Here is a 22,373-nt window from a genome sequence, read left to right on the forward strand (position 1 = left end):
ACTCATGTACTGGCTCATCGTCGTCACTTTCCTTTCCGGTGGCACCCTGGGTCCCGTGGTCGAAACGACTCAGATGCCCTCTCAGGAGGCCTGCGAGGCGGTGCGTCTGTCCACAGCTGACGCAATCGTTACCGGCGCGCAGGGCAACGTCACTTCCGCGTGGTCGGTGGTCGAGCAACTGGATGAAGTTCGCGTGGTGTCCAGCATCAACGGCGCGACCATTCGTAATGTGGCGGTACTTAAGTGCCAAGCTGCGCGCGTACGCTCCGGTTCCAAATAGTGGCGGGCGCTCCAGATCACACGCCAGGCGGCAACGCGGTGCACGGCGTCATCCCTCCCGGTTCTTCGGCCGCACGCAGAAAGTCGACCGTGCGGGTTGCCGCGAATCGTGCACGTCTAAAGGAACGTGGAGGCGCGACGAAATCGGTTCAGCTTTCGGCCAAGAGTGTGCTGGCGCTTCAGGTGATTATGGCGAGCGGGCCAACCGCGCAGACAGACGCGATCGCACAAGCCGTAGAGCAGGAGGCGCTTCGTCTGTGCCCGGATGAGGCGAGTACCCAGGCTCTAGTTCTCCGCGGCGCGCTGTCGGCCGAGGAAGCACAGCGTTGGACAGTGCTGCTGGCCGAATGACACCTCAGCCCTAGCGACGCTGCATTGAACCTGGTCAGTACCCTCGGGCACCTTGCCTTCGAATCTTCGGAGCGTGGACGCGAAGAGTCTCCGCCCGGACGGCATCGAGATCATCCTCGGTTGTGCCGTTGCGTGCGTAGTAGGTGTTGAGGGCCTTGCTGGTCGCCAGGGCGGCCTTCTGAGCGTGTGAGTCGCTCGTCATGATCCGAACGTGCGTTGCAGCGCACTCGTAGGCCGCGGACACCTCGACAAGCTCGCTGTCCGTCAGACCTTCAATGAAGGCGACTTCCTCGCGCGTCGAGGCTGCATCACCATTGAAGTAGCCGGCGACCAACTCGAGAAGCTTCACCACACGCGCCGCTCTTGCATCGCGGCCTGCCTCAGCGAGGACTCGAGCCATCGCACCAGCTTCAGCAGCAGGTGACCTCATCTCCTCGCGCGTCCCGCGTGCGAGCCGCACCTGGGCAAGGCGTAAAGCACCGAAGTCCATCGACGGCTCTGAAGGCGCGGCGATCACCGTTGGACGATTACCTAGACCTTCGCGCGGTTCAGAGGTCTCCCGTGCGCGGGCCGTGGGCATCGACTCCGTCGAACGCCCGCCGGCGGCCGCTGTTCGATTGGCATCGGGCAATGTCACGAAGCTCAGGCCTCCGTTGCGGCGTAGAACTGTTCGGCACGGAACTTCAGGCGCCTTGAAGTGCGGGCTCCGCCGGCTGCCATTGCTGTCAGTGTCAAGCCATAGTCGAAGAGCGTGCGCCGCATCGCATTTAGTGCAACATCGGCGAGCTTGCTGACGCGAGAGCACGCGGTCTCAAACACTGCGTCGCCCGCGGTGTTTGCAAGAAGCGAAAGGGAGATCGCGTCCAGCGCGGCTTTATGAGCCTGGCGCGTGTATGGCATGTCGTCGGCCAGCCGTTCCCGAAGCATGATCGAGGCGTCCGGGTCCTGATCGTCCAGGTCTTCCAAGTACGACTCGATCGTGCCCTCGACGAGGTACAGGTCGACGGCAACCTCCTGGAAGCTCGTCCGGATTCCGCCCTCGTCGACGGCGGCAGTGTCTTGGGCTAGGTTCATCGCTGGGATCATGTTCGCGTCGTGCATGAGAGTGGCCTGAGGAATGGTGGAATGGGCGTTCATCGGCTGTATCCGTTGGCAATACGCGCGTTCACACTCATGTCGACCTGCTGATCGGAGACAAGTCGTTCGCGGACCATCTGAGCGACAAGCTGGTTGAACGGACCTGCGTTTAGTCCACGCATGCCTGCATCGTTCGAGACACGCATGTAGTTCTCGATGGCACGATCAACGTCGCCGTTGGCCGCAGCAAAGCGTTGGCGCGACGCGCCTTGCAGTGGGCCGCCCTGAGCGCGGCCTTCTTGTACAGACTCGCCTGCCTGCTCGTAGCGGTCTAACGCCGTCTCAAGGCTCTGCATGGCGCGCACCATGCTGTTGCTGATCTGCGAACCATCGCGCAGATCTAGTCGCTGACCTGACGGCTGAAGCATCCCAACCCTGGTGCGCTGCGTAACCTGTGTGAACCTGGCAGGCATACCCAAGTCGCTGGGCATGTAGAAGGCCGGTCCTTGCTGGGTGTAGCGCTGAGCGCTCAGCCTTTGGTCTTGAAGCATTCGGGCTTCGCGCGCCCGCAGGTCTTGCTGCAGTCGTCGCTCTTGCGCTTGCTCTTGAAAACTTGCCGATATTGCCTGCTGGATGCTGCCGGCACCGATGTTCATCACCATTCCGACGACCTGCTGCTTCCTTTGCTCAGCAGCGCGATGATGCTCGGCGCGTAGCGCATCCCGGCGGCGTTGCTCAGCGAACTCGCGGTCGAGCTGCTGGCGTTGACGAATATCCTCCACCTGGGACTGGGTCATGGCGGAGGCGTTGGGCGCCGCCATCCCGATGGTTACCGCAGCCACGGATCCGAAAGCGATCATCGTCGCCAGGCGTTTCAGTCCTGCAGCGTTCATGCCCGCTCTCAGCGCAGGCTTAGTGGCGACCTGTTCAGCCACCTGGCCCTGGGCCATTGCGAAGAGATGCGGATTCATGATTTTCCTTGCGGGGGATAGTTTGGCCCGATATTAATCGGCTACCCATTTTGTCGCAAAATCGCGCATGTACCGGGCCGTCCCGCGCCGGCTATCCCAATCGGAGTGAGGCCAGTGCGCGCGGTGTTGCGGGACTTAGCAAAGTGCCGCGGCGCGCTTACGGGCAACTTCCTTGCGTCCGAGGTATCGGCGTACTGCCATGCCGACGTCATTCGCCCTGGTGAGGACGCCGGAATAAAGACACGTCTCGTCTCGCACCTGAAGTTGCTCGGTTTTCCCAATCATGACGAGGTCACCCGAGAGGTAAGCGCTGTCCATCACACTGACCCATCCTTCGAGGCGAACGTTTCCGGACATCTTTGCTCGATGGAACGCGCGAACGCATCCGAGCAGCTGGACGTTGTCACGAACTTCGACCTGATCCCTGAGAAGCACGCAGCCCGCGATGCGTGCGTTTCCGGTGATGACTACACGATCCTCGATCAAGGTCGAGACGTTTAGCGGGTACTTCTCACCCGAGATCCGTGCGCGCCCTGTGATGCTGACAGCGCCTCGCACACGCGCAAATCCACCGACCGAACATCCTTCGGATACCAGGACCGAACGGTCCACCTCAGCCGTGGCCGCTACGCGCCCGCCACCATTTGGGTGAAAGTCAAACTCGACGAGGCCAAACCCGTCTTCGAAATCAAAAAACTGCGTCATGTATGCCCCTTCTCAACCATCCGCCGTGATGAGTTGGCGTTGCGCTCGCGCTCCTCACCAGGAGCGAAAACCACCACTTACACCACGCAGCCAGATGTTCCTGTCTAGACGACGGGTTATCATGGAAACCGATTTTTCCAAGGTCCTGCCGCCTTCCAAGCGATTGCGATATTAAGTTAATAATCGGCTTCTGAGAAGCATAATCTGCCACGTTGCCTCATTATCAAGAGCTATGGACAAGACCCCGCACAGCGACTACTTCACGGACAACCAAGTGGCCACTACCCTTGGCATCACCCTTCGATCGTTGCGGAACAAGATCCATCGTGATAAGGGGGTTGCTGTCTCGTCGCTCCCGCCATTTCACCTAGCTGCAGCCCGGGGACGTCTTTGGGACAAGGAGGCTCTCAGCGCCTTTTTGCTGGAGCAGTGGCAGGACGCAGGCTTGGTGAACACGCGCATGGCATTGGGCGCACTAGCGCCGCCACTTGGCGTCGAAGGGGCGACAGACGTCACGCTAAAGCTGCGGCGCTGGGTCCTGCCCAAAGGGCCGACACGCCAAGCCGCAGCGAAGCAGCGAAAGATGGCGAGTTGAGCCACTGAGGCGCATGTCCGCCCCGCCCTCCGCATTCTCTCGACGCGGAGGTACGCGCCACCCTACCCCACTAGCCCTTGCCAGCTCCGGCCTGAAGGTGCCGTTCGATAGTGGTCAAGTCGGCTGCTCCTCGAAGAACTGAGCCGTCCTCGAACATCATGGCTGGGGTTCCAGTTATGTTGAGCCGGCGACCGAGCGCGATGTTCCGTTCGATCGCAACCGCGGAGCAGCTGGCAGCGCGCGGTGGTATGGGCCTGCCTGATCGCATCCACTCAGTCCACACTGCGCCGCTTTCCTTCGCGCAGAAGACGTCCCTGCTCTTTGTCACGCTATCCGGACCGAGGATGGGGTAAAGGACCGTGTGGATGGTCACGTCGTTGAGTTTCGCCAGGTCGACCTCCAACTTCTTACAGAAGCCACAGTTTGGATCTGCGAAGACGATCAGATGACGCGCTCCACTGCCTCTTTTCGTCGTGACTGCGTCAGCACGTGGAATGCTCGAGAAGTCCGCTGCCGCCAATGACTTGTTGCGCGCCTCGGTTAGGTTGGACTGAGTCTTCGTGTCAAAAATGCTACCGGCGATGAGATGGTCGCCATTCTCGTCGGCGTAGTAAATGGCATTACCCGCCCTCACCTCGTAAAGTCCAGGCACCGGCATCTTCCGAATCTCGTCGATTTTCGGAAAGTCTTTCAACCGGCCAGCCAACGCTTTACGAATGGATTCTTCGCCGGCCAGCGCGCCTGTGCAGGTGAAGCCGAACGCGATGGCGGAGACCACCAGCTTGCGTAGACGTTGTGTGTTTATTCGTGCGGAAAAAGCCATGCTCCATGCTATCGCTCGCTTGTAGCTGTTTTGCAGCCTGGCACGCGCGCCGGTGCGTTTTCTTCGTCCCTGGTATGGTTCACAGGGCAGCAAAGATGCTTACGCGAGCTTTACCGCACCATCCGGCAACGTCCCTGTCAAACTGAAGTCGAGCAACTGCTCAGTCGATGGCGCAACGTTTGGATCTTTCGAGGCTAACCACTTGAAGAAGGAGTGCTTGGCCGATTTGGATTCCACGCCTTCCTTTGCCCAGGCCCGCGCTATGGGCCCGAGCATCAATGGGACTTCTTCGCGCTCAAACTGCGACAGGAGGCGCTCCTGTAAGGCGGGATCGAGTGACGGGTAGAGTTCCTCGGCTGTTTTCGCAGCGGCCCGAACCCAGTCGTCTCGCACCATCTGAATCGTGCGACGAGCCTCCGGCGCCTTCTTTGCAGGTGCGGCTAGCGCCGGCGCCGCGCTGGTAGGGGCGGCAGCCTCCTCTGCTCCACGTCGCGCTTTGAACGAGTTCGCGTAGCCCTTCTTCAACGCGTCGCGGAAATAAGCCGCGGGAGATTCCAGCGGTTTGGCTGCTGCGTTCTTCATGCGCGCCTCGACTGCCTCGACGGTCACACGCAAAAGGCCCTCGTCTGTTTGAGCATAGATCGTGTCGGCGTCGATCTCTTTGACTCCGAGCGCATGAATCCGATGAAGCAAATCCAAATCAAAAACGTTTGACGGCTCTTGTACATCGAGGCTCCGCTGCGTCTTTGGTTTGACGCGGAACTGGATCTCGTCGACCCGACGACCTACACGATGCTCGATGAGCTCCATCGAGAACACATCCTGCAGCGATTCCAGTTCGCTCAAGGCCTTGAGGATGACGTCACGCTTGAGATAGCGATAGTCCACCTTGGTGATGTCGCTCCGTCCAGTCAGCACGGAGGCCCACCAGTGGACGTCTTCACGTATGGTCAGCCCAGTAGGCGACGTTAGATAGCGCAGGCCAGTCTCGAACAGAACTGCGCCGGCCAGGCTGCGCATGTTCTCGCCTGCCTCGAGCAGTAGCTTCGTGTACTGCGTGGGGTCGAGGATTTTCTCGTGCAAGCTCTCCGGGAAGGTCCAGGTAACCAACGTTGGATGTGGAGCACCTTGTTCACGGATTTCCACCGAACCGAGAAGCTGTGACGAAATCCAGTGCCTTTCGCTGCGTTCGTTCGAGTTCCATTCGATGAGCGTGGTTTGCATCTCTCGAATGTGCGCTTTGAACTGTCCAACGCTGCGGCTGTCGTAGTGGGAGTCCGCCAGCAATACCGATAGGCGGATTGTGAATTTGCGGTCGCCAGTGTTCTCCCCGCTTAGCCGCCTCACCTTGTGTTGTTGCTGGGAGTGCGCGATGAGCGCTTGATAGATCTTCCAACCCAACAGTGTGATGCGGCCTTGCTTCGGCCGCATGGCGATCGACTCATTTGCTTTCCGCAAGTGCTTGACGTCGGATCCATCGTGTCTTCGCGGCGCCGAGGGAACCGCAACATCACCGCCCGGCGGTGGGCCAGGGCTGTGCAGGGTGCCTTGTTCGTTATCGGTGCTCGCCATGTGGTCGATTGTGCACGCTCGGTGCCCACTTTGCGTGTGCGATAGACCATCCAATGTGATTTTTTGGCGCTATCCATGCTCCGCTTCGCGTCCCGCATCCGCGTTTTGTGATTTGTTTCTTCGCTTCAAACTCACAGCAGCGCCTTGATTAGATTGAAACAACACTTGAAAGGCATTGAATACAGTTGATGAGCGCGAATTCCTAACGCCAGCAACAACTTAGGACACTCTGGCGGAGCTTGTACGTGCAATGGTGTGAGAATCTACGTGCAATGACGTGAGAACTTGCGTGCGATGAGCACCAGCAAGCGGAGGTGGAACGGGCAATGACGTGAGTGGATGCGTGCAATACGCACCGTTGTGGTGCACTTTAGGCTAGATGAACCCGAAAGATGACATCTAGTCGACTCGGCGGAGGTCGGCCGTCGCGCTATGTACCCCTGCAGAAGAGCGATTGCCTGCATTCACTCACAGTAGACGAGCGCATTGCACGCGCAATCTCACAATACAATCGAGCCGATTCTTGAGGTTTCTGTTGCTCCTGGCCGAAACCTCAAGTTCCACATAAACCTCGAAAAGTGAGCTTTCTATGGCCGTTAACGCACCCCCTGAGCTTCGGGCACCATCATCGCTGGCTGTTCCTGAGCTTATCTCCTTCGCCCACCTCGTCAACTTGGCAGACGATGCATCGGACATGATGGAAATCATCCGCGGCACCCTCCTCGCCCCGGGCAACGAAAAGATTGCTCCTGCGATCAGTTCGACCAATCTGGCTGCGTACTGCAAGATCGACAAGAACAAGCTGACGTACCGGCTCACGCTGAAGGATCTTCCAGCAGGACGGACTAGCGCCAAGGGCGGCCGGAGGGAGTTCAGCCTGGCTGAGGCGAGACAGTGGACGCGTGCATACCGCACCGCTTGCATGCGTCCGGAGGGCCAAAAGGGGGTGACCCTTGCAAGCAGCAACTTCAAGGGCGGCTCGAACAAGACAACAACTGCCATGGTCCTTGCGCAGGGGCTTTCGCTTCGCGGTCATCGCGTCCTGGTCATCGACTGCGATCCCCAAGGTTCTCTGACCACGCTTTTCGGACTGCTTCCGGCAGCTGACGTAGACAACGAGCAGACGATCCTCCCGCTGTGTCTAGGTGATGTGAAAGATCTGCGAAGTGCCGTACGTCCAACCTACTGGGACGGCCTTGACCTCATTGCGGCCTCTCCCGCCCTTTTCAGTGCTGAGTTCGCATTGCCCGCTATGGCTAATAAGGACCCACGAGCCAAGTTCTGGGAGGTCCTTAACAGCGGACTCGAGTCAGTCCGGGATGAGTATGACGTGATCATCATCGACACGCCCCCGAGTCTGAGCTATGTGACGATGAACGCCCTCTTCGCGGCAGATGGGTTGATTGTGCCGATCCCTCCGTCTGCTCTTGACTACGCGAGCCTGGCCCAGTTTTGGAATCTATTTACGGACCTCGGCGTGGGGCTCGAGGCACGTTCGATGACGGCAAAACACTTTGACTTTGTCCACGTTTTACTCACACAGGTTGAGCCTGATAGTCAGGACCCAACCACCACTCAAGTGCGCCGCTGGATTCAGTCGGTCTACGGCGAGTATCTGCTGCCGATCGAGATCCCTAAAACCGCTGCTACCACCAGCAAGGCCGCTGACTTTGGGACAATTTATGACGCTGGACGAAACGACATGAATGCACGAACGTACAAGCGCGCGATCGAGGCCTACGATCGGCTGGTGGAGCTTGTTGAGTCCTCGATCATCAAAACTTGGGCGAACCGCTCTGCGTTGGCAGCAGGCGGTGTTGGCGGTTCTGCGACCGCTGTCGCCGCGTAATGGAGGCTTGATATGAGCAGCAATTTAAAAGCCCGATTGAACGTTGGCACAGAAGCGATCGAGCAACAGATGCAAGCGCGCCGTCAAGCCCGTGAGACGCAGGTCGACGTCGATGCACCATCGCGCACCTCGCACATTCCGGCTACTGCACCCGGCCGGCTTCTCCAAACGTCAGGCGAGATCATCGTGCTCCAGGACGAGATAGCCGAACTGAAGAAGAAGCTCGAGCAGTGGGATGGGTCAATGCCCACAGTTCGCCTCGATCCGAACCTCGTAGTGCTTTCTCCCTGGGCAAATCGCCATGAAGACTCGTTCAAGAAAGCCGGGTTCAGCAGTCTGAAGGAAAGCATCCAGGATTCTGAAGGGAATATCCAGCCGATCCTTGTCCGCCGCCTTGGTCCAGAAAAGTACGAGCTGGTCTTTGGGCATCGCCGCCATCGTGCTTGCCTCGAGCTCGAGATCCCAGTCCTAGCGGTGGTCTGGGAGAAAGAGCTCACCGACCGTCAGCTGTACCTCGCAATGCATCGGGAGAACCGTGACCGTGCCGATCTGTCCGCGTATGAGCAAGGAAAGATGTTCAAGATGGCGTTGGCTGGTGATCCGCCCTGGTATGACTCGGAACGCAGCCTGGCGGAGGCTCTGAAGATCAGCCGGACATGGATCGCCAAGACGCTGAAGATTGCCAACCTGCCAGAAGCCATTCTTGGCGCGTTTGAGTCCCCACTGCTGATCAAGCCTGCTCACGCCGAAGTCATTGCCGAAGCATTGGCGGGCAAGCAGAAACAGCAGGTCCTGTTGCGCGCCGAGAAGATACGGCAGATGAGTCCGCGGCCTGCGGCCGGCAGAGTCGTAGCCCTCCTGATTGCGGCTGAAGAGGCAAAGGGCGCCACTGCTTTGAAACACGAAGGCCGCAAGCTGGGCACGTGGCGCCGGACCAGTCACGGACGTGTTGTTCTTGAACTCGAGCCAGGGTTGGTCGGTGAAAAGCAACTGAAGGACATTAGTGCGTTCATTGCGAAGCTGAGCGACGAGTAGTAGGTTGAACGGCGCAAGAAAGAAGGTGGCTCGGCCACCTTTTTTTTGCCCACATCGCGGTGGACACCAGGTGGCCACTTGTCTGCAAGAGCACTAGAGCGGCCACTTGACGACCAGTTTACTTTCCAATACCGCAGGCCAACGTGCGACTGATTGGGCTGGGCGCGCGGATCTGAAATCATCCTGGGTTGCTCTTCAGAAGCAGGGTGGACACCAGGTGACCACCGCCCTACGCTCTCTGTAGGATGCGAGCGCCGCCAACAGTTGTGTGACCCCTACCCGGAAGCTTGTTACTGTGGTGGCCACCAGGTGGCCACCTGGTGGCCAAGCCGGCGGTTGGAACTGCAGATGGCAAAGTTCGAGGCACTGTGTCGTTACTAGCGGCGGGCACTCAGTCTTCGAACGCCGCGTGCTGTTGGTGGCGATATCGCTGAACCCTGCTTGTGAGCAGGTTTGCGCTACGCCCAATGTCGTACGGCGTGGCCACCTAAAATCGTCAGGGTAGCACCAGGTGACTAACCGCCTGTGCCTAGCGTTGCCTCCTGGTGGCAAGTGGCGTATGCCCGATCTGCGCACGCTAACAGTCAAGACCTGCGGTGGCCACCTGGTGGCCACCCAGCCCCAGCGGTAGCCACTTCAGATACCGGCTTTCGACCCAAAGTGTCTCCTTCCGCATGGCGTCCGATCCGTCTTCGACGCGCCGCAAGCTGCTGGTACGCACCGCTGAAAGTTGCTTGCGAGGGGGCTTGGAAAACGGCCAAGCACATTCTGATGAGAGCGGAGTGGTCACCTGGTGGCCACCTCAAGGCGCAAGAACTGGCTGGACGCGAAGTGGTCACCCGCCCGACTAGCGCCCTCGGCTGGTTTGGGAGCGGCCCCAGCAACGATCGGCCAAACCTTAGCGACGAAAAAAGAATTGCCGCGGCCACCAGGTGACCACACCCGGCGAGCAGATGCAAAAGGAGGATTTCGACATACAGAGTCGATGCCAACTAGAAGTCCGCGGCACCGCATCTGGTGCGCCGCGAAGCACACATGATTCATGCTGCTCATCGCAACCCGGCCGGTCGTTTATGGAAGGAGGCCCAGGCGCAGGCCGGCATTGCCAGCTAGTGCGGCCCGGCGACCTTTCATGTGAAGCTGAACCGCGTTTCGCGTCGATCAAACGACGACACGGCCGCCGCGGTCAGGCACTTGAACAGCATGTTGCAACGTTCGGGCCGGAGAAGTTGTTGCGCCAGCGGCGGCTGGCAGCATGACCTGTTCCACGAATCCTGGCACTCAAAGGTCCGGGGCGCGCGCCATGCAGCACCCGCAGATTCTGTCGGCGAGCACCCGTCTCGGGGCTAAGGCACGTATCCGGTTCACCCGGGCGGGGAGGGGTGGCCACCAGGTGGCCACCTGCATGCGCACCGCCGTTCCACGTACAACTCGCTGGATCCCAACCGACGTAGGCAGTAGCTAACGCACGATTTCGCCGGAAGGTAGCGTGAATTTCGAACCGTAGCCGCGTCGCCCGAAACGAGCACGTTTCACCCGCCCGCCTAGCTGCACCGCAGGCAAACCACTTGATGTGCGCTCGCGAACTGGAGCGCCGAAGATAGGATGCCGACGACGATGCGTAGGTCCTTACGATGGTGGTCACCAGGTGACCTCCCCACGTCACGGCAGGGTGGACACCAGGTGACCACCTGCGATAGTCCAACGCTTGACGGCCCGGGCCGCTGACCTCGGCCGGCAACGTAGCGTGGCGTCGGTTGCGAAATTGAGCGATTTGGCAAAGCCAAATCGTTCCGACGTTATGTCGCGCTTTCCGCTCATGATGTCGCGATGGTGTAACGCCGCCTGCACTCCGGAGGAGGGGCACAGACAGTGCAAAGCGCAGTCTTAGCATTCCAGCGGTGTATGTTGCCGCGACACGCCTTTGCCCGCCCGCGCTTCCACACGCGACTGCCGTCTGTTTTGCATGCCATAAAGATGGTGTCCACATCTTGCTCGAATACGAAACTGGCATGCGGGTCTGGCGTGCGCCGTTGCAGCAGGTGGACCAGAGTGTGCGGAAGGCGGAGTCGGTGGTCCACGCTCAGGCTCGGCGATCGTGCGTTGTATAGGCATGTACTCGAGCGGGCGCTGAGTGGTAGCAGCTTGACGGCAAGGGCGGCGCCAGGTTGGCCGCTAGGCCTGAATGCGTATCGATTCGTCGTAGGAGCCAACCCCCTCGTGGGCCCAGTAGATTCACGTCATTCGCTCGGAGGGGTCCCGCCGCGCCGGTGCACGAGATGGCGAGCACCAGCACTCCATCTGAAGCGCGCTGAACTTGGGTTGATCGCGGTGGATTGGATCCGACAATCTTGCGCCGCTGCCGCTGCCGCTGCCGCTGCCGCTGCCGCTGCCGCTGCCGCTGCTATGCGCATGGCAAGTTGCGGCGTGTTCAACCTTCAGCACGACGCGTGCGGCATCGGTCTAGATGCAGGCTGCTCTTGGTCATTCTTCGGGAGCCCCGGTGAATGCTATGCCGTTGGGGCAAGCGAGAACACCTAAGTCATGTCCCGTCATCCGACGCGCCGATGGAGCAGCTTGGGGGGCAGGGCGCTGGCACATGCTAATGAATTGCCTCGGTCGGTTCCAGCACGGCCGAGGTCGATCGTACAGCCCCCTCGACAGATGTAAACACGTTTACGCGTTTACCACAACGTTTCACGCGACACGCAATAGCGGAGCTAAGTCGTTGTCGGCACGAGGTTTATCGCAAACGGAGCGTGAAACATTCAGCTTTTCCCGCCTGCGTGGGATGGCATCGCAGGCGCCTGGATCACTTTCATCTCACTTCCTTAGGGAGCCCGACGCGAACACGCCTGCGATGTAAGGAACCGAGATCCTAAGTGGTTGTCGCCATTGACGTTTCGGAGACGTTTTCCCGTTCGGGTAACAGGGTGAGGGGTATACTCGGGTGGAACAACAATTTCAAATTCCCAGAAAACTTGCAAACTTCCTCTGTGTCCAAAGCCTCGATCGGTTTCGGTACTTACAACCCGCTGCTCAGACTCCCGCCACAGGTGACGATCGCTTCCTTTCCGCTAGCCAAGAAGCAAACTCAGTGATCACGCTAAACGGTGTTGGCGAATTCGGCAAGCTGGTTCAGGCAGCACGCCACCAAACCGGACTTCCACTTCCGGAAGCTGCTGCGTGGCTCGGTGTCGGTACCCGCTTCCTCTTTGACCTCGAGCGAGGAAAACAAGCCCTGCAAATGGATTTGGCGATACAGGTTGCTCGCAAGCTTGGGATCCAGTTGCGCGCGACGTCCATCACCTTCAACAGGGACACCTCGCAAGAGGCGGCTGACGCGCAGCAAGCGTTACAGGTCCTTCCGCCCGCGAACCACCCTGCGCCCGATAGTTGGCTGACGCTGCGCTACGCTGCCTTGTCAATCTGCCTTGGCGTCGGCGTTCCAGCAAACGCGGTCCGAGTCATTCGGGGTGGAAATGGAGAGCGGCGGCTTCTTCAGGCCCCAAACCTACCGGGAACAACGACTCTGGGAGCTTGGTTACAAGGTCGCGACATTGGAGGCCCCACGAGCGGTTCCACGAAACAGGAGAACGGCGGGATGGGTTTGGCTGAGATCATCGCCCTGATTCGCGCGCATTCCGAATCTCCCTTGCTCGATGTGCAACTGATAGTCCGCTGGTTTGTCCTGTCGTTTGCTATCGCCGACACTGAGATCGACGCGAACTACCTGAACGTATCGAGGTCAGCCGCTTCACCTGATGCCTTCCGACTGCGTCCTTTCAGTCAGGGCCTCTGTTTCTCGGAAGGCATCGTTGGGACACGATCCCGGGGTATGAAAGTAGGAGGCGTATGGCCTGAGACGTACCTTCGTCAGGATCACTGGAAGAGAGTGGCGGAGGAGCTCGCCATCCATCCCAAGGTCGTTTTCCAGATCATGAAGGAGATGGCGGCGCGGGTTCCCGGGCTTCTCGACCGCGCAATCCTCGATTACCTTGGACAACCGCCGACATCGAGGATGGTGATCGAGGCGATAAAGGAAGTTCGCAACCGCTCAATAAGGCTCGCTGACGTGACGCTGGCTGCGAGGCGAAACGTCAGCGGGCTCCGCACGAAGATGCAGCCTAAAGTCGAGGCACTGCCCACTCAGCTGGTCATCGGCCAACCAAAGCGCATCGTGACGGACAGCGACGATTTCGAGTAAGTGAAGCAATACCACTTTCCCAGATCCAGGCCTCTTGCGCTGGTGATCTTGTCCCCTACGTATGTGAGATTCATCCAAAATGACGCCGAACGAAGTGGCTGCATACGTCAAAAGCCAGTACGGCACCCTTTTGACGCCGAAGGTCCGCAAGACGCGAATCGCCTTTTTCCTCGGGCCGGACGGCGCCGGCATCCGCGTTTTTCGTATCAACCAGGCATGCCAGATTAAAGTGCCTGAGCATGCAGTAGCGCCTTCTGCAAACGGAGCACCGAGAGCTCCCAAAATCATCGCGTTTCGCCACGGAAGCCCGCAAGACTTGCGAAAGATCATAGAAGAAGCCCTGCAGGCAGTCGGCGTCGAAACCGAGCCACTTGCTGCTGCTATGAACCATGGCGTTCGAGTGTTCGATCCAACGACGACGAGTGATCTCGCAAGAATCATCGAAGAGGTGTCGGAGCAGCCAGAATTCGATCCAGACAACGTCGAAGCGGCGATCAGACGCGTGGCGGTCTCGATCGTTCAGCGGCAAGGGCAGGGCGCCTTCAGGAAAGCGGTGCTCCACAACTTTGACCGTGCTTGCTGCCTCTCAGGGTGCACCCTGCAGGCTGTGATTGACGCGGCTCACATCTCTCCGTATTGCGGCCGGATTACACAGCATGTAACCAACGGCCTGGCGCTCAGAACGGATCTACACACGCTGTTTGATCGTGGGCTCATCCGCCTTAGTGCAGATGGGCGCGCGGCTGAAGTCCACCCGTCGATCTCCGATGATCCAATCGTGCGTGATCTCAAATTTCGCCCGGGTAAGGTCAAGCCTAGTCTGAAGGCGATAGCACATCATCGAGAGATGCATTCGTCGACGTGGAACTGATCGGCCGGGAGCTGCGCTGCTTGAGCAGCACTTTGATGCACACTCCCCGGCTTCATCAACCTAGGAGCGCGTGATAGATGTCAATGTGATCTAGCAGCTAAAAAGGCCGGGGACCCGCTCGCCAAAGCGGATCCCCGTGTAGTCGTTCAACAAGCAATTGAGCAACTACCACTGCTATCGATTGAAGAGTCGATCCGCTAATACTAACTCTTGGAAAAGTGCGCGTCAAGTTCAGACGAGCGACAGGCTCCCCGATCACGCCCGTGACCGACGCCTTCCTGCCGCTCCGCCCTTCGATTCTCCGCGGCTCGACTTCGTTGTCGCAACCGCTTGTTGACCCGCGATGTCCGAGGTGTGATCGCAGTCAGGGTACGCGGAGCAGGCTAGGAAGTAGCGCCCTTTGTTCTCCCCCTGGCGCGCCTGTGCAGCGCGCAGGTGCCCATTCCCGCATTTCGGGCATTTGGCACCATTTGCGTCAGCAAGCGCTCTCATCGTGGCAGCGTTCACCGTCTCATTGCCGAAGCCGACAGCAATGCACGTCGACTTCGACAGAGCTTGTCGGGTCAGCTTGTGAATCCAAAGACTCTGTCCTTCGAGAAACTTAGACAGTTGCAGCTGGCCCTTGATGACCTGCTCGAGAGCCAGTTCCCAAATCGCTGTGACGTGTACCTCGGTTAGGTCACGAGGAAGCTCCTTGACGAAAGCGCGTCCGACGGCGGTCGACACCACCGCTCCGGACTGCGTAGCGACGTAGTTGCGCTCGTGAAGCTTCTGCAGGATCTTGCCCTGAGTTGCCACCGTACCAATCCCTTTCGACTGCTTTAGACGTTCCTTCAGCACTGGATCATCCACAAGCTCATGCACATTCGTCATGGCGCGGATCAGCGTACCCTCGGTGAAGCGTGCGGGAGCTTTGGTGAGTTTTTTGTCGTAGGCGACGCTCACGCAGACAACGCTATCCCCGCGTTCCATTTTCGGAAGCATCTGCTGGGCTCCCTTCGCCTTCTCTTCGTCATCATCGACGTCCGAAGAGCCAAACACCTTCTTCCACCCGTAATCGACGGGTGTGCGACCTGACGCCTTGAATTCGTGGCCACTGCAGCGGGCAAGAACCGAGGTCTGCATGAATGTGTATGCGGGGTAGAACTGCGCGACGTACTGCTTGCATATCAGCGAAAAGATCTTCTTCTCTGGCTCGGACAGAGAGGCGTAGTTGGCGTTCGTGGTGGGGATGATTCCGTGGTGGATTGGCGCTAGCTTCGTGTCCCAGGCGTGCGAGACATGCTTAGCGTCTGCCGCGGCAACGAGATCGGCTGTCTCCCCATTGAAGCTGGTAATCGCGCGCAGTACAGCGGGTACATCGGCCAACTGAGACTCGGGCAAGTAGGGGCAATCCGAACGTGGATAACTCGTGATCTTGTGAACTTCGTAGAGGCTTTGGCAGATGTCCAGGACGGTATTGGCGCTCATCCGATAGAGCTTCGAAGCCTTGATCTGCAGCGTCGTCAAAGAGAAAGGAAGAGGGCACCTCTCTTCCTTTCGCTCGACCTTGTACTCTGCAATCTTCCCAGTCTGCCCTTTGCAGGCATCGTCAATCGCACGTGCCGCTGCGGGGTCGATAAGTCGCTTTTCGGAGTCCAGCCCAGGGAAGTTCGCCGGAGCTTTCCACTCGGCCTTGAACTGACCGTTCGCATGTTTTAGATTCGCGATCGGCTGGAAGAACGTCTGGGGCTTGAAGTTTTCGATCTCAAGATCGCGCTTGACGACCATAGCCAATGTCGGCGTTTGCACCCGCCCAACGGACAGCATCCCGCGAAGGCCGGTTCGGCGATTGGCTACAGTGCAAGCGCGAGTCAGGTTCATGCCCACGACCCAGTCAGCCCTCTGACGACCCAGTCCGGCTTCGTACAAGCCGCGGAAGTCTCGGTTGTCGCGAACATCCTTGAGGATGGCCTTCATGGACCCGTCGTCGATGGCGTTCGGCAAGATCCTGGACACCGGCGCAGAGTTGCCGACGTACTCCAAGATCTCGTCGATCAAAAGTTGCCCCTCACGGTCAGGGTCACCCGCGTGCACGATGCGCTTTGAATTCTTCACCAGGTCCCGGAGAACTGCGAGCTGCTCCGCTGACTCCTGTATCACGTTGAGCTTCCAGGTGTCGGGAATAAACGGATATCGAGCCTCTGCCGCTTCCCAGTCACGGAAACTAGGGTCATAGTCTTCAGGCTCGGCCAACTTCAATATGTGGCCGAAAGCATGGGAGACAGCGACGTCTCCGACGATGTAGTGAGTCACACCTTTCTGGCCCCTCACAGGAGTCATCTTCCCGCCGAGGTTCTGGGCAATTGCGCGACCCACACTGGGCTTCTCGGCGATATATAAGGTTTCAAACAAGAGCAGTCCTCAAACCGAACGGTTTACTGGCGAATAAGCACAAAAGTGTACGGGCGGCTGTGATCATGGATGCGCTTGAAATGGCGTGAAGCGGGCGATTTCATTGGCTGACGTGGTCGCGAGCGACTCAGGCTGCCCGTCTCCAAGACGGACCCGCAAGCGTGGTAGGCGCTGTTTGCACACCTTTTCCGAGTGATGCGAGGGGGTCGACGGTCGCGTGCTCGCTGACCTCTGGCGAGCGGTCCTGGGTCTTCATACGTACAGCAAACCAACCCCTCGCGTTCACAGTGTCCTTTGTCCCCAGAAGGGTTGCCTGTTCATTTGAATGCGCGTAAAGGGTCATCCCTGTTTCGTAGATCGCCTCGACAAGCGCGGGCAAGAGCCGGTTCGGAACGACTGCGAAAAGCTTGTCACGGGTACCACCGAATGGGCCGGTAACCTTCATCAGGTCCGGATGGCTACGAAGCCAGTCAGTCCACTGCCGAGAGCCTGGCACGCTGACCACTGTCTCGCCACCAGCCTCCTTAGTGACAGATAAACCCTTCTTCACGATCTTCATCTGCGCCCCCATCCCAGTCAGCTTGCCCGCGCCTGAGGACGAAAGAAGGGTGCCACGATCCACGGCGTCGAAGAACTCTTGAACCATGCCTGGTTCATGGATGCGAAGCGGGAGCTTCGCGAAGGAGCGTGCGTCTGCACCAATGGGCAGAACCACCGCCCGGTTCGTCATACCGTGCTCGTCAGAGTAGTAGGCCTGGGTCCCTGAACCTGTTTGAATCGACATCTCGGCTGCCCGGAACAGATTGCCGTCGAGAAGCGCGCGCGTTGCCTTGAATGCCTCCTCCTTTCGGCTGTCGAACTCGGCGACCAGCTTCTTGTTGAAGTCAATTTCATGAACGCAGAAGCCCTGCATGGAAAGCAACGAGCTCAGGGTTCGCGTCGCAAGGTGAGCTTGGCCGGGGAGTGCAACCTGCACGGTGTAGCGACCTGCATAGTGCGTCTCATCGGGCGGCGGCACCTTGATTCCGACGACCACTGCACTGTCTTCATAGCAATCGCGGAATTCGTGATGCCAACGTATCCTGGAACCGACTCGAATCGTGCAGAGTGCGCCGACGATCGCATCGATTTTGTGGTCCATCTGCTTGACCATGTTGTTGTCCGGCCGCGTTAGCGCCTCGGCGACAGTCTCGGCACGTCCCTTGAAGCGCTCCAAAATTTTCGCCTTGTCCTCAACCAGCACCTCAACGATGTGATCGCAGATCGATGCTTGCTGATTCTGGCTGGCCCAGTCGTTGTACCGCGCAGTATGGCCATAGCGGGCACGGGCCGATTCATCAAGTGCGAGCTGTCCGGATTCGATATGCTGCAAGAGCATTGCGCCCGCCATCGGGCGAAAGAACTCTGTGTACTCAACGGTAGTGATGTTGACCGGGCGATCGAAGGCGCTCTCACGCCTTGCATGCACGCCGGTCGGCATGGCCGCCTCCAGCACCTCTTCTGTCAAGCGCTTTGCATGGATATCAAAGAACCGCGCCTTGAGTGGATTGGTGCCCTTCAGATCGAGCTCTTCAATGTACGCGCTGTATTCGAGCGTAAGCGATTCAATGATCGCCTTCTGCTGCGACACGGGGAGCATCACCGACCGGTTCATCAGCTCGCTCACGTACTTATCGCCCCACAGGCTTGCCACTGGGGTGTCTGCGTCTCCATCAGCGACCTTCTTTACGATGTCGATATCGAGCGACTCTGCGAGCTCTGGATTGAGCTCTAGGAAGCGGTATGCCACTTCGTTCCCGACTTGGTTGAGCATGTCAGCGACGACTTTTGTGAGCGCGGCGTTGTCGCGGTTGGCAGTGATGTTGGCGCTCATTCGTCGCAACGCATTGTTCTGCAGCGAGATCTGGCGATTTTCTGCTGGGATGCCCGACGAGAGCGTCCGGATAATCGGATTGCTCATCTGTCCTTTTCGGTTCACCCGCCCGAAGAACTGAGTCCGCTTGAGGACGTCCTCCGGCACCTCGACCTCGATCAGCACGCGCTGGGCCCGATTCAAGAAGCGATACGAATCGTGCAAGCTAATGCCGGCATTTCCCGCACGCGTTAGGACCATCGCATGCGCGTCACCGTTGTTGAAGCGGTCCTTGGCAGCGCGACGTTCCTTCTTCGGAATGTCAACGACGAGTGCCTTGCCGGCGCCGTCGTAGATGAGACGTCGCTTCCGACCTGAAAGCTCGACGACATTGAAGCCGGCGGCTTCAACGCCCTGGCGGACCACGTCGAGTGGCGAAGTTGGCAGGTCGGGGAATGCATCTATCAGCGCGTCGATGCGTGCAATGACCACCTGCATCTCGGGTCGTGTTTTGATTTCAACCCGCTGCCCATCAACGTACGCGTGCGTAAGCGCTTCAAGGCGATCGCGCAGGATCGATCGGAAGCCAGGTGCTGGAATCACGTCCCCCGAACCGGTACTCACCACGAGGCCTTTGCTCACGCTCTCGTCGTATCGCCTATCAAGCTCAGTTTCCATTGTGTGATCGATCACAAAAACCGGCTTCTTCCCCTCTCGAATGTCGAGGATGGCGTCTTCAATCGCAACGTCTGTTTTAAGGACAGCGAGGAACGCCCGCATGATCGTGTATAGGTTGTTCCCAATCGACCCACGCTTGACCACGCCTACCGTGTCAACGTCCTTGGGCCTGAAGAATGGCTGCCCGGCATTCGCCTCGTTCAAAGCGATCAGTGCATCCTTGAGTTCCTTCGACATGGCATCGGTGAGCTGTCGCGTCTCACGTGTGAGGAACGTCATCGCTGCGAGAATCTCGGCCAGCTGGTCAGCGTATTTTTCATTGCGAGCCAAACGATCAGCATCCACGCGCGGGACGAACTTAATCATCGAGAGATCATGCTCACGCCGGATCATGGCGCCGTCCTCCGCGAGCATGGATGCAAGAGCCTCCTGCAGCGCTTCGCCGCCGCGCTTCAGGGTCTCGTGCAGTGCCTCGACGTCCACCGATGCGGGAAAAAGGCGGCGGTAGATGCGCATGTTCTTTTCGCCGCGCGCAAACGTGGCGGAGGAGTAGATCACGCTCGCAGCGCGAAGCACGCCGCTATCCAGGTTGAGGTTCGTCTGCGACGTCTCTCCAGAGGCATTGTGAGACTCGTCGAGCACGAGGAGCGCATCCTTCGTCGCTTTGCCGATCCAGAGGCTCTTCACCGCAGATAGCGGCATCTTGGCGATCAGCGCAGGATCGTCCGAGATATCGATGGCTTCCACCATCAACGAGGCTGCGGCCTTCTTGCCTTGGCTGAGCCGCCTGCGTGCAACCCACTCCGATAGGCTGCGCGTGCTCGCTGAAAGGGATGCCGAAGTTATGGAGTCCAAGTCGATCCCGCCTTCGGCCTTGATGGCTTTGATGGGGTCACGATTGAACTGGCTGTACGTGCCAAAAATGATGTCCACGTTCTCCGGGTAAGCCATCGACCGCATTACGGTCTCGACCTCTGCTCTTGGTGCGCTCTCTGCGATCACCTGACCGGTCTTGGTCGAGACGATAGACTCGCCGTCATTCAGGATCATGATCCGAGGAAAGAAGCCCTCGGAGTTCGTGTCCTCAATATCGCGCCAAATGTCAGTGAAGAGCTCGGCCTTCTCGGTCAAAAAAATCACCGGCTGCCCCTTGGCACGAGCTGCGCGAGCGAGTGCAGCAATGGTTCGGCCTTTGCCGATTCCGGTTTGATCAGCGATCATGAAGCCGAGACCATCTTCGAGCCGCTTGAGGCCCATGACCACGGCATCGGCCTGCTCAGCTGAGAGGGCCTGCGTCAGCCCTGCATCATCGTAGTGCAGCTGCCGTTGAAGCCAGGCGTCCACGTGCGGGACGTCCTTGTTGATCTGAATCATGGCTCGGCGCAGGGGCGACGCAAGGTTGCGCGGCACCATGAGCGCAGGCTCGCTGAGCAACGATGCAGGGATATACGGCGCCTGGAAAACATTCTCGCCGACCATCGTCTCCCGGGCGACGCCGCCGCGTTCGACGTATGGAACGCTGCCAGGCTTGCGGATTGCTTCGGTGATCTTGGTCGCCCAAGTCCACAAAGACGGGTAGTCGACGACATACGGGACCGCCGGCGGGAGGCCTCCATGACCGGGGATATCACGCTTATTCCCTACTACGATCATTCGGGAGGGAAGAGCACCCGGCACGCCCATAAGAGTGCCATCAATATCGACGATGCCTTCGATCTCGTGCAGCGTTGCAAGCGCGTCGAGGAAGCGTCTCGACGATGGCCCGATCCGCCCCGGAGCGATGTCGCCGCTGATGACGAAGATGCCAACCCCGTCGGGCGTCATGCTCTGCAACGTCTGCAGCACGCTTGCGTGGTCCAGGCGGCTAACGGAGGTTCCATAGGCTTGAACGGCGCGGTCGAGGAGGGTGCCTTCGTACGCCGCGAGGATCAGGCTTGCTTGCTCGCCCTCTGATGCTGGGAGGAACTTGCCGACGGTCGCGGTGAAGGTGTTGAACTCTCCGTTCGGGGCGTTCTCGATACGGACCGTTGATCCGTCGGGCATCGCACTTGCGATTTGCTGCAGCGAGACGGTCACCGGCAACGGCGTCATGCGGTTGCTGTCGACTACAGAGTAGTACTGGGCTGCTTCGTGAAGGCGCAGCGCGGCGTGAAAGGCCGCCTCGTCTGGACTCTCGACGAGTTCGGCAAGCTTGCGCACTCTTGCCTGATCAATTGCGCGAACGACATGAACGACATCCGGATCGCCGGCGTTCATGTCGCGTCCGGTTACCGCAAAGAAGAAGCGCTGGAGCTCGTCGACCCTGGCGTTGTGTCCACTTGCCATCATCTTGACGAAAGCGTCTGACGATATAGCCAAGGCACCTTGCGTAGAACCTCGCAGGAAGCGCGCGGCGTCGACATCGCTAGCCGTGAGAAATGATGACTCACGCTCAATTGCTCTGCCCTGGCTTGGGCCGCCGTCATCACGGGCCCGCACGAAGCGTGTTGCATCCGGCGCTTGAAAGACCTCCTCGCCGCGCATATTCGTCCCAAGTAGACGAGCCTCCGAGATCATCGGGCTGAGGTCAATGACGTCACCGGCGACCTGGCCGATGCCAGTTGCCGTCGACCGCACGCTAGGTCCCAGGCGCGCGGTCGGCTCGTTGCGAGGGCGCACGCCGGCTACCGGCTCGAAGCCTGGAAGAAGTTGCTGTCGCGAGCTCTCGATTACCAGCCGAATCTTATCCAGAGCGTCGGCTTTGATCGCCGTCAGAGGCTTGAGCACCACCTCGACTTGGGGAAAGGCGCTGTGGAATGCCGATGCTTCGACCCGAACATCGCTGCGCACCCAGAGGCCCGCCCAGCGTGTCCGCTGGAATCCCATGTTCTTGGCGATGTAGGAAAACTGATTCTCCTCATCCACGAAAATCAGTGATGACCCGCCTTCCTGGTGATCGACGATCCCGAGTGTGACCCTGTGGGCGCTGAGGTCCGGCCAGTACAGATCGGTGATTTTCGATGCGGTCGCGAAGCTCATGAATGGTCCAGATGTTTATGCCAACCCTGCGGGGTTAATGGCGTAAAGACCTATTCTGACCATTTCATAAAAACTCGCATAAATCGTACGTCGCTC

General features: G+C 59.0%; 15 protein-coding genes. 7 read left to right on the top strand and 8 right to left on the bottom strand.

From position 1 onward, the window contains the following. The first annotated feature begins 4 nt into the window (after positions 1-4). Together ACSFA0_RS25990 and ACSFA0_RS25995 are read left to right on the top strand one after the other, a co-directional pair. On the top strand, positions 5-280 hold the full coding sequence (locus tag ACSFA0_RS25990) for a hypothetical protein (protein WP_435453153.1): 276 nt from the start codon (positions 5-7) through the stop codon (positions 278-280). A 38-nt stretch (positions 281-318) separates the two neighbouring features. Continuing rightward, the gene (locus ACSFA0_RS25995) at positions 319-630 is read left to right on the top strand and encodes a hypothetical protein (protein WP_435453154.1); all 312 of its coding nucleotides are present in this window, start codon (positions 319-321) and stop codon (positions 628-630) included. A 34-nt stretch (positions 631-664) separates the two neighbouring features. Here the strand turns inward: ACSFA0_RS25995 and ACSFA0_RS26000 are convergent, their stop codons facing one another. The 4 genes from ACSFA0_RS26000 to ACSFA0_RS26015 form a co-directional block, all read right to left on the bottom strand. Then, positions 665-1,267: a hypothetical protein gene (locus ACSFA0_RS26000; protein ID WP_435453155.1), complete on the bottom strand. Its 603-nt coding sequence runs from the start codon at positions 1,265-1,267 to the stop codon at positions 665-667. A 5-nt stretch (positions 1,268-1,272) separates the two neighbouring features. After that, on the bottom strand, positions 1,273-1,767 hold the full coding sequence (locus ACSFA0_RS26005; protein WP_435453156.1) for a hypothetical protein: 495 nt from the start codon (positions 1,765-1,767) through the stop codon (positions 1,273-1,275). After that, on the bottom strand, positions 1,764-2,678 hold the full coding sequence (locus ACSFA0_RS26010) for a hypothetical protein (RefSeq protein WP_435453157.1): 915 nt from the start codon (positions 2,676-2,678) through the stop codon (positions 1,764-1,766). Before ACSFA0_RS26010 ends, ACSFA0_RS26005 begins: the two co-directional genes overlap by 4 nt. A gap of 135 nt (positions 2,679-2,813) precedes the next feature. Further along, a complete protein-coding gene (locus ACSFA0_RS26015; protein WP_435453158.1) occupies positions 2,814-3,383 on the bottom strand; it encodes an LbetaH domain-containing protein in 570 nt (189 codons plus the stop codon). A 232-nt stretch (positions 3,384-3,615) separates the two neighbouring features. Between ACSFA0_RS26015 and ACSFA0_RS26020 the strand changes: the two genes are divergently transcribed. Further along, the gene (locus ACSFA0_RS26020) at positions 3,616-3,978 is read left to right on the top strand and encodes a hypothetical protein (RefSeq protein WP_435453159.1); all 363 of its coding nucleotides are present in this window, start codon (positions 3,616-3,618) and stop codon (positions 3,976-3,978) included. A gap of 70 nt (positions 3,979-4,048) precedes the next feature. On the opposite strand, the gene ACSFA0_RS26025 is transcribed toward ACSFA0_RS26020, so the two are convergent. Both ACSFA0_RS26025 and ACSFA0_RS26030 read right to left on the bottom strand, forming a co-directional pair. Beyond that, positions 4,049-4,801: a DsbC family protein gene (locus ACSFA0_RS26025; RefSeq protein ID WP_435453160.1), complete on the bottom strand. Its 753-nt coding sequence runs from the start codon at positions 4,799-4,801 to the stop codon at positions 4,049-4,051. Positions 4,802-4,900: 99 nt separating this feature from the next. Beyond that, on the bottom strand, positions 4,901-6,373 hold the full coding sequence (locus ACSFA0_RS26030; protein ID WP_435453161.1) for a replication initiation protein: 1,473 nt from the start codon (positions 6,371-6,373) through the stop codon (positions 4,901-4,903). 694 nt (positions 6,374-7,067) lie between these two features. On the opposite strand from ACSFA0_RS26030, the gene ACSFA0_RS26035 reads away from it, so the two are divergent. The 4 genes from ACSFA0_RS26035 (at position 7,068) to ACSFA0_RS26050 (ending at position 14,335) form a co-directional block, all read left to right on the top strand. Continuing rightward, positions 7,068-8,222 (top strand): AAA family ATPase, encoded by a 1,155-nt coding sequence (locus tag ACSFA0_RS26035; protein WP_435453162.1) that lies wholly within the window; start codon positions 7,068-7,070, stop codon positions 8,220-8,222. Between the two features lie 12 nt (positions 8,223-8,234). Continuing rightward, positions 8,235-9,257, top strand: coding sequence for a ParB/RepB/Spo0J family partition protein (locus ACSFA0_RS26040; RefSeq protein ID WP_435453163.1), 1,023 nt, complete (start codon positions 8,235-8,237; stop codon positions 9,255-9,257). A 2,950-nt stretch (positions 9,258-12,207) separates the two neighbouring features. Continuing rightward, on the top strand, positions 12,208-13,464 hold the full coding sequence (locus ACSFA0_RS26045) for a hypothetical protein (protein ID WP_435453164.1): 1,257 nt from the start codon (positions 12,208-12,210) through the stop codon (positions 13,462-13,464). Positions 13,465-13,543: 79 nt separating this feature from the next. Beyond that, complete coding sequence (locus ACSFA0_RS26050; RefSeq protein WP_435453165.1) at positions 13,544-14,335, top strand: HNH endonuclease; 792 nt, start codon at positions 13,544-13,546, stop codon at positions 14,333-14,335. A 255-nt stretch (positions 14,336-14,590) separates the two neighbouring features. Here ACSFA0_RS26050 and ACSFA0_RS26055 read toward each other — a convergent pair whose 3' ends face one another. Both ACSFA0_RS26055 and ACSFA0_RS26060 read right to left on the bottom strand, forming a co-directional pair. Beyond that, complete coding sequence (locus ACSFA0_RS26055) at positions 14,591-16,729, bottom strand: DNA topoisomerase 3 (RefSeq protein WP_435453166.1); 2,139 nt, start codon at positions 16,727-16,729, stop codon at positions 14,591-14,593. Between the two features lie 127 nt (positions 16,730-16,856). After that, positions 16,857-22,277, bottom strand: coding sequence for a strawberry notch C-terminal domain-containing protein (locus tag ACSFA0_RS26060; RefSeq protein WP_435453167.1), 5,421 nt, complete (start codon positions 22,275-22,277; stop codon positions 16,857-16,859). Positions 22,278-22,373 lie beyond the last annotated feature (96 nt).

The sequence above is a fragment of the Variovorax restrictus genome (assembly GCF_051216715.1).
In the GTDB taxonomy this organism is placed as follows: Bacteria; Pseudomonadota; Gammaproteobacteria; order Burkholderiales; family Burkholderiaceae_C; genus Variovorax.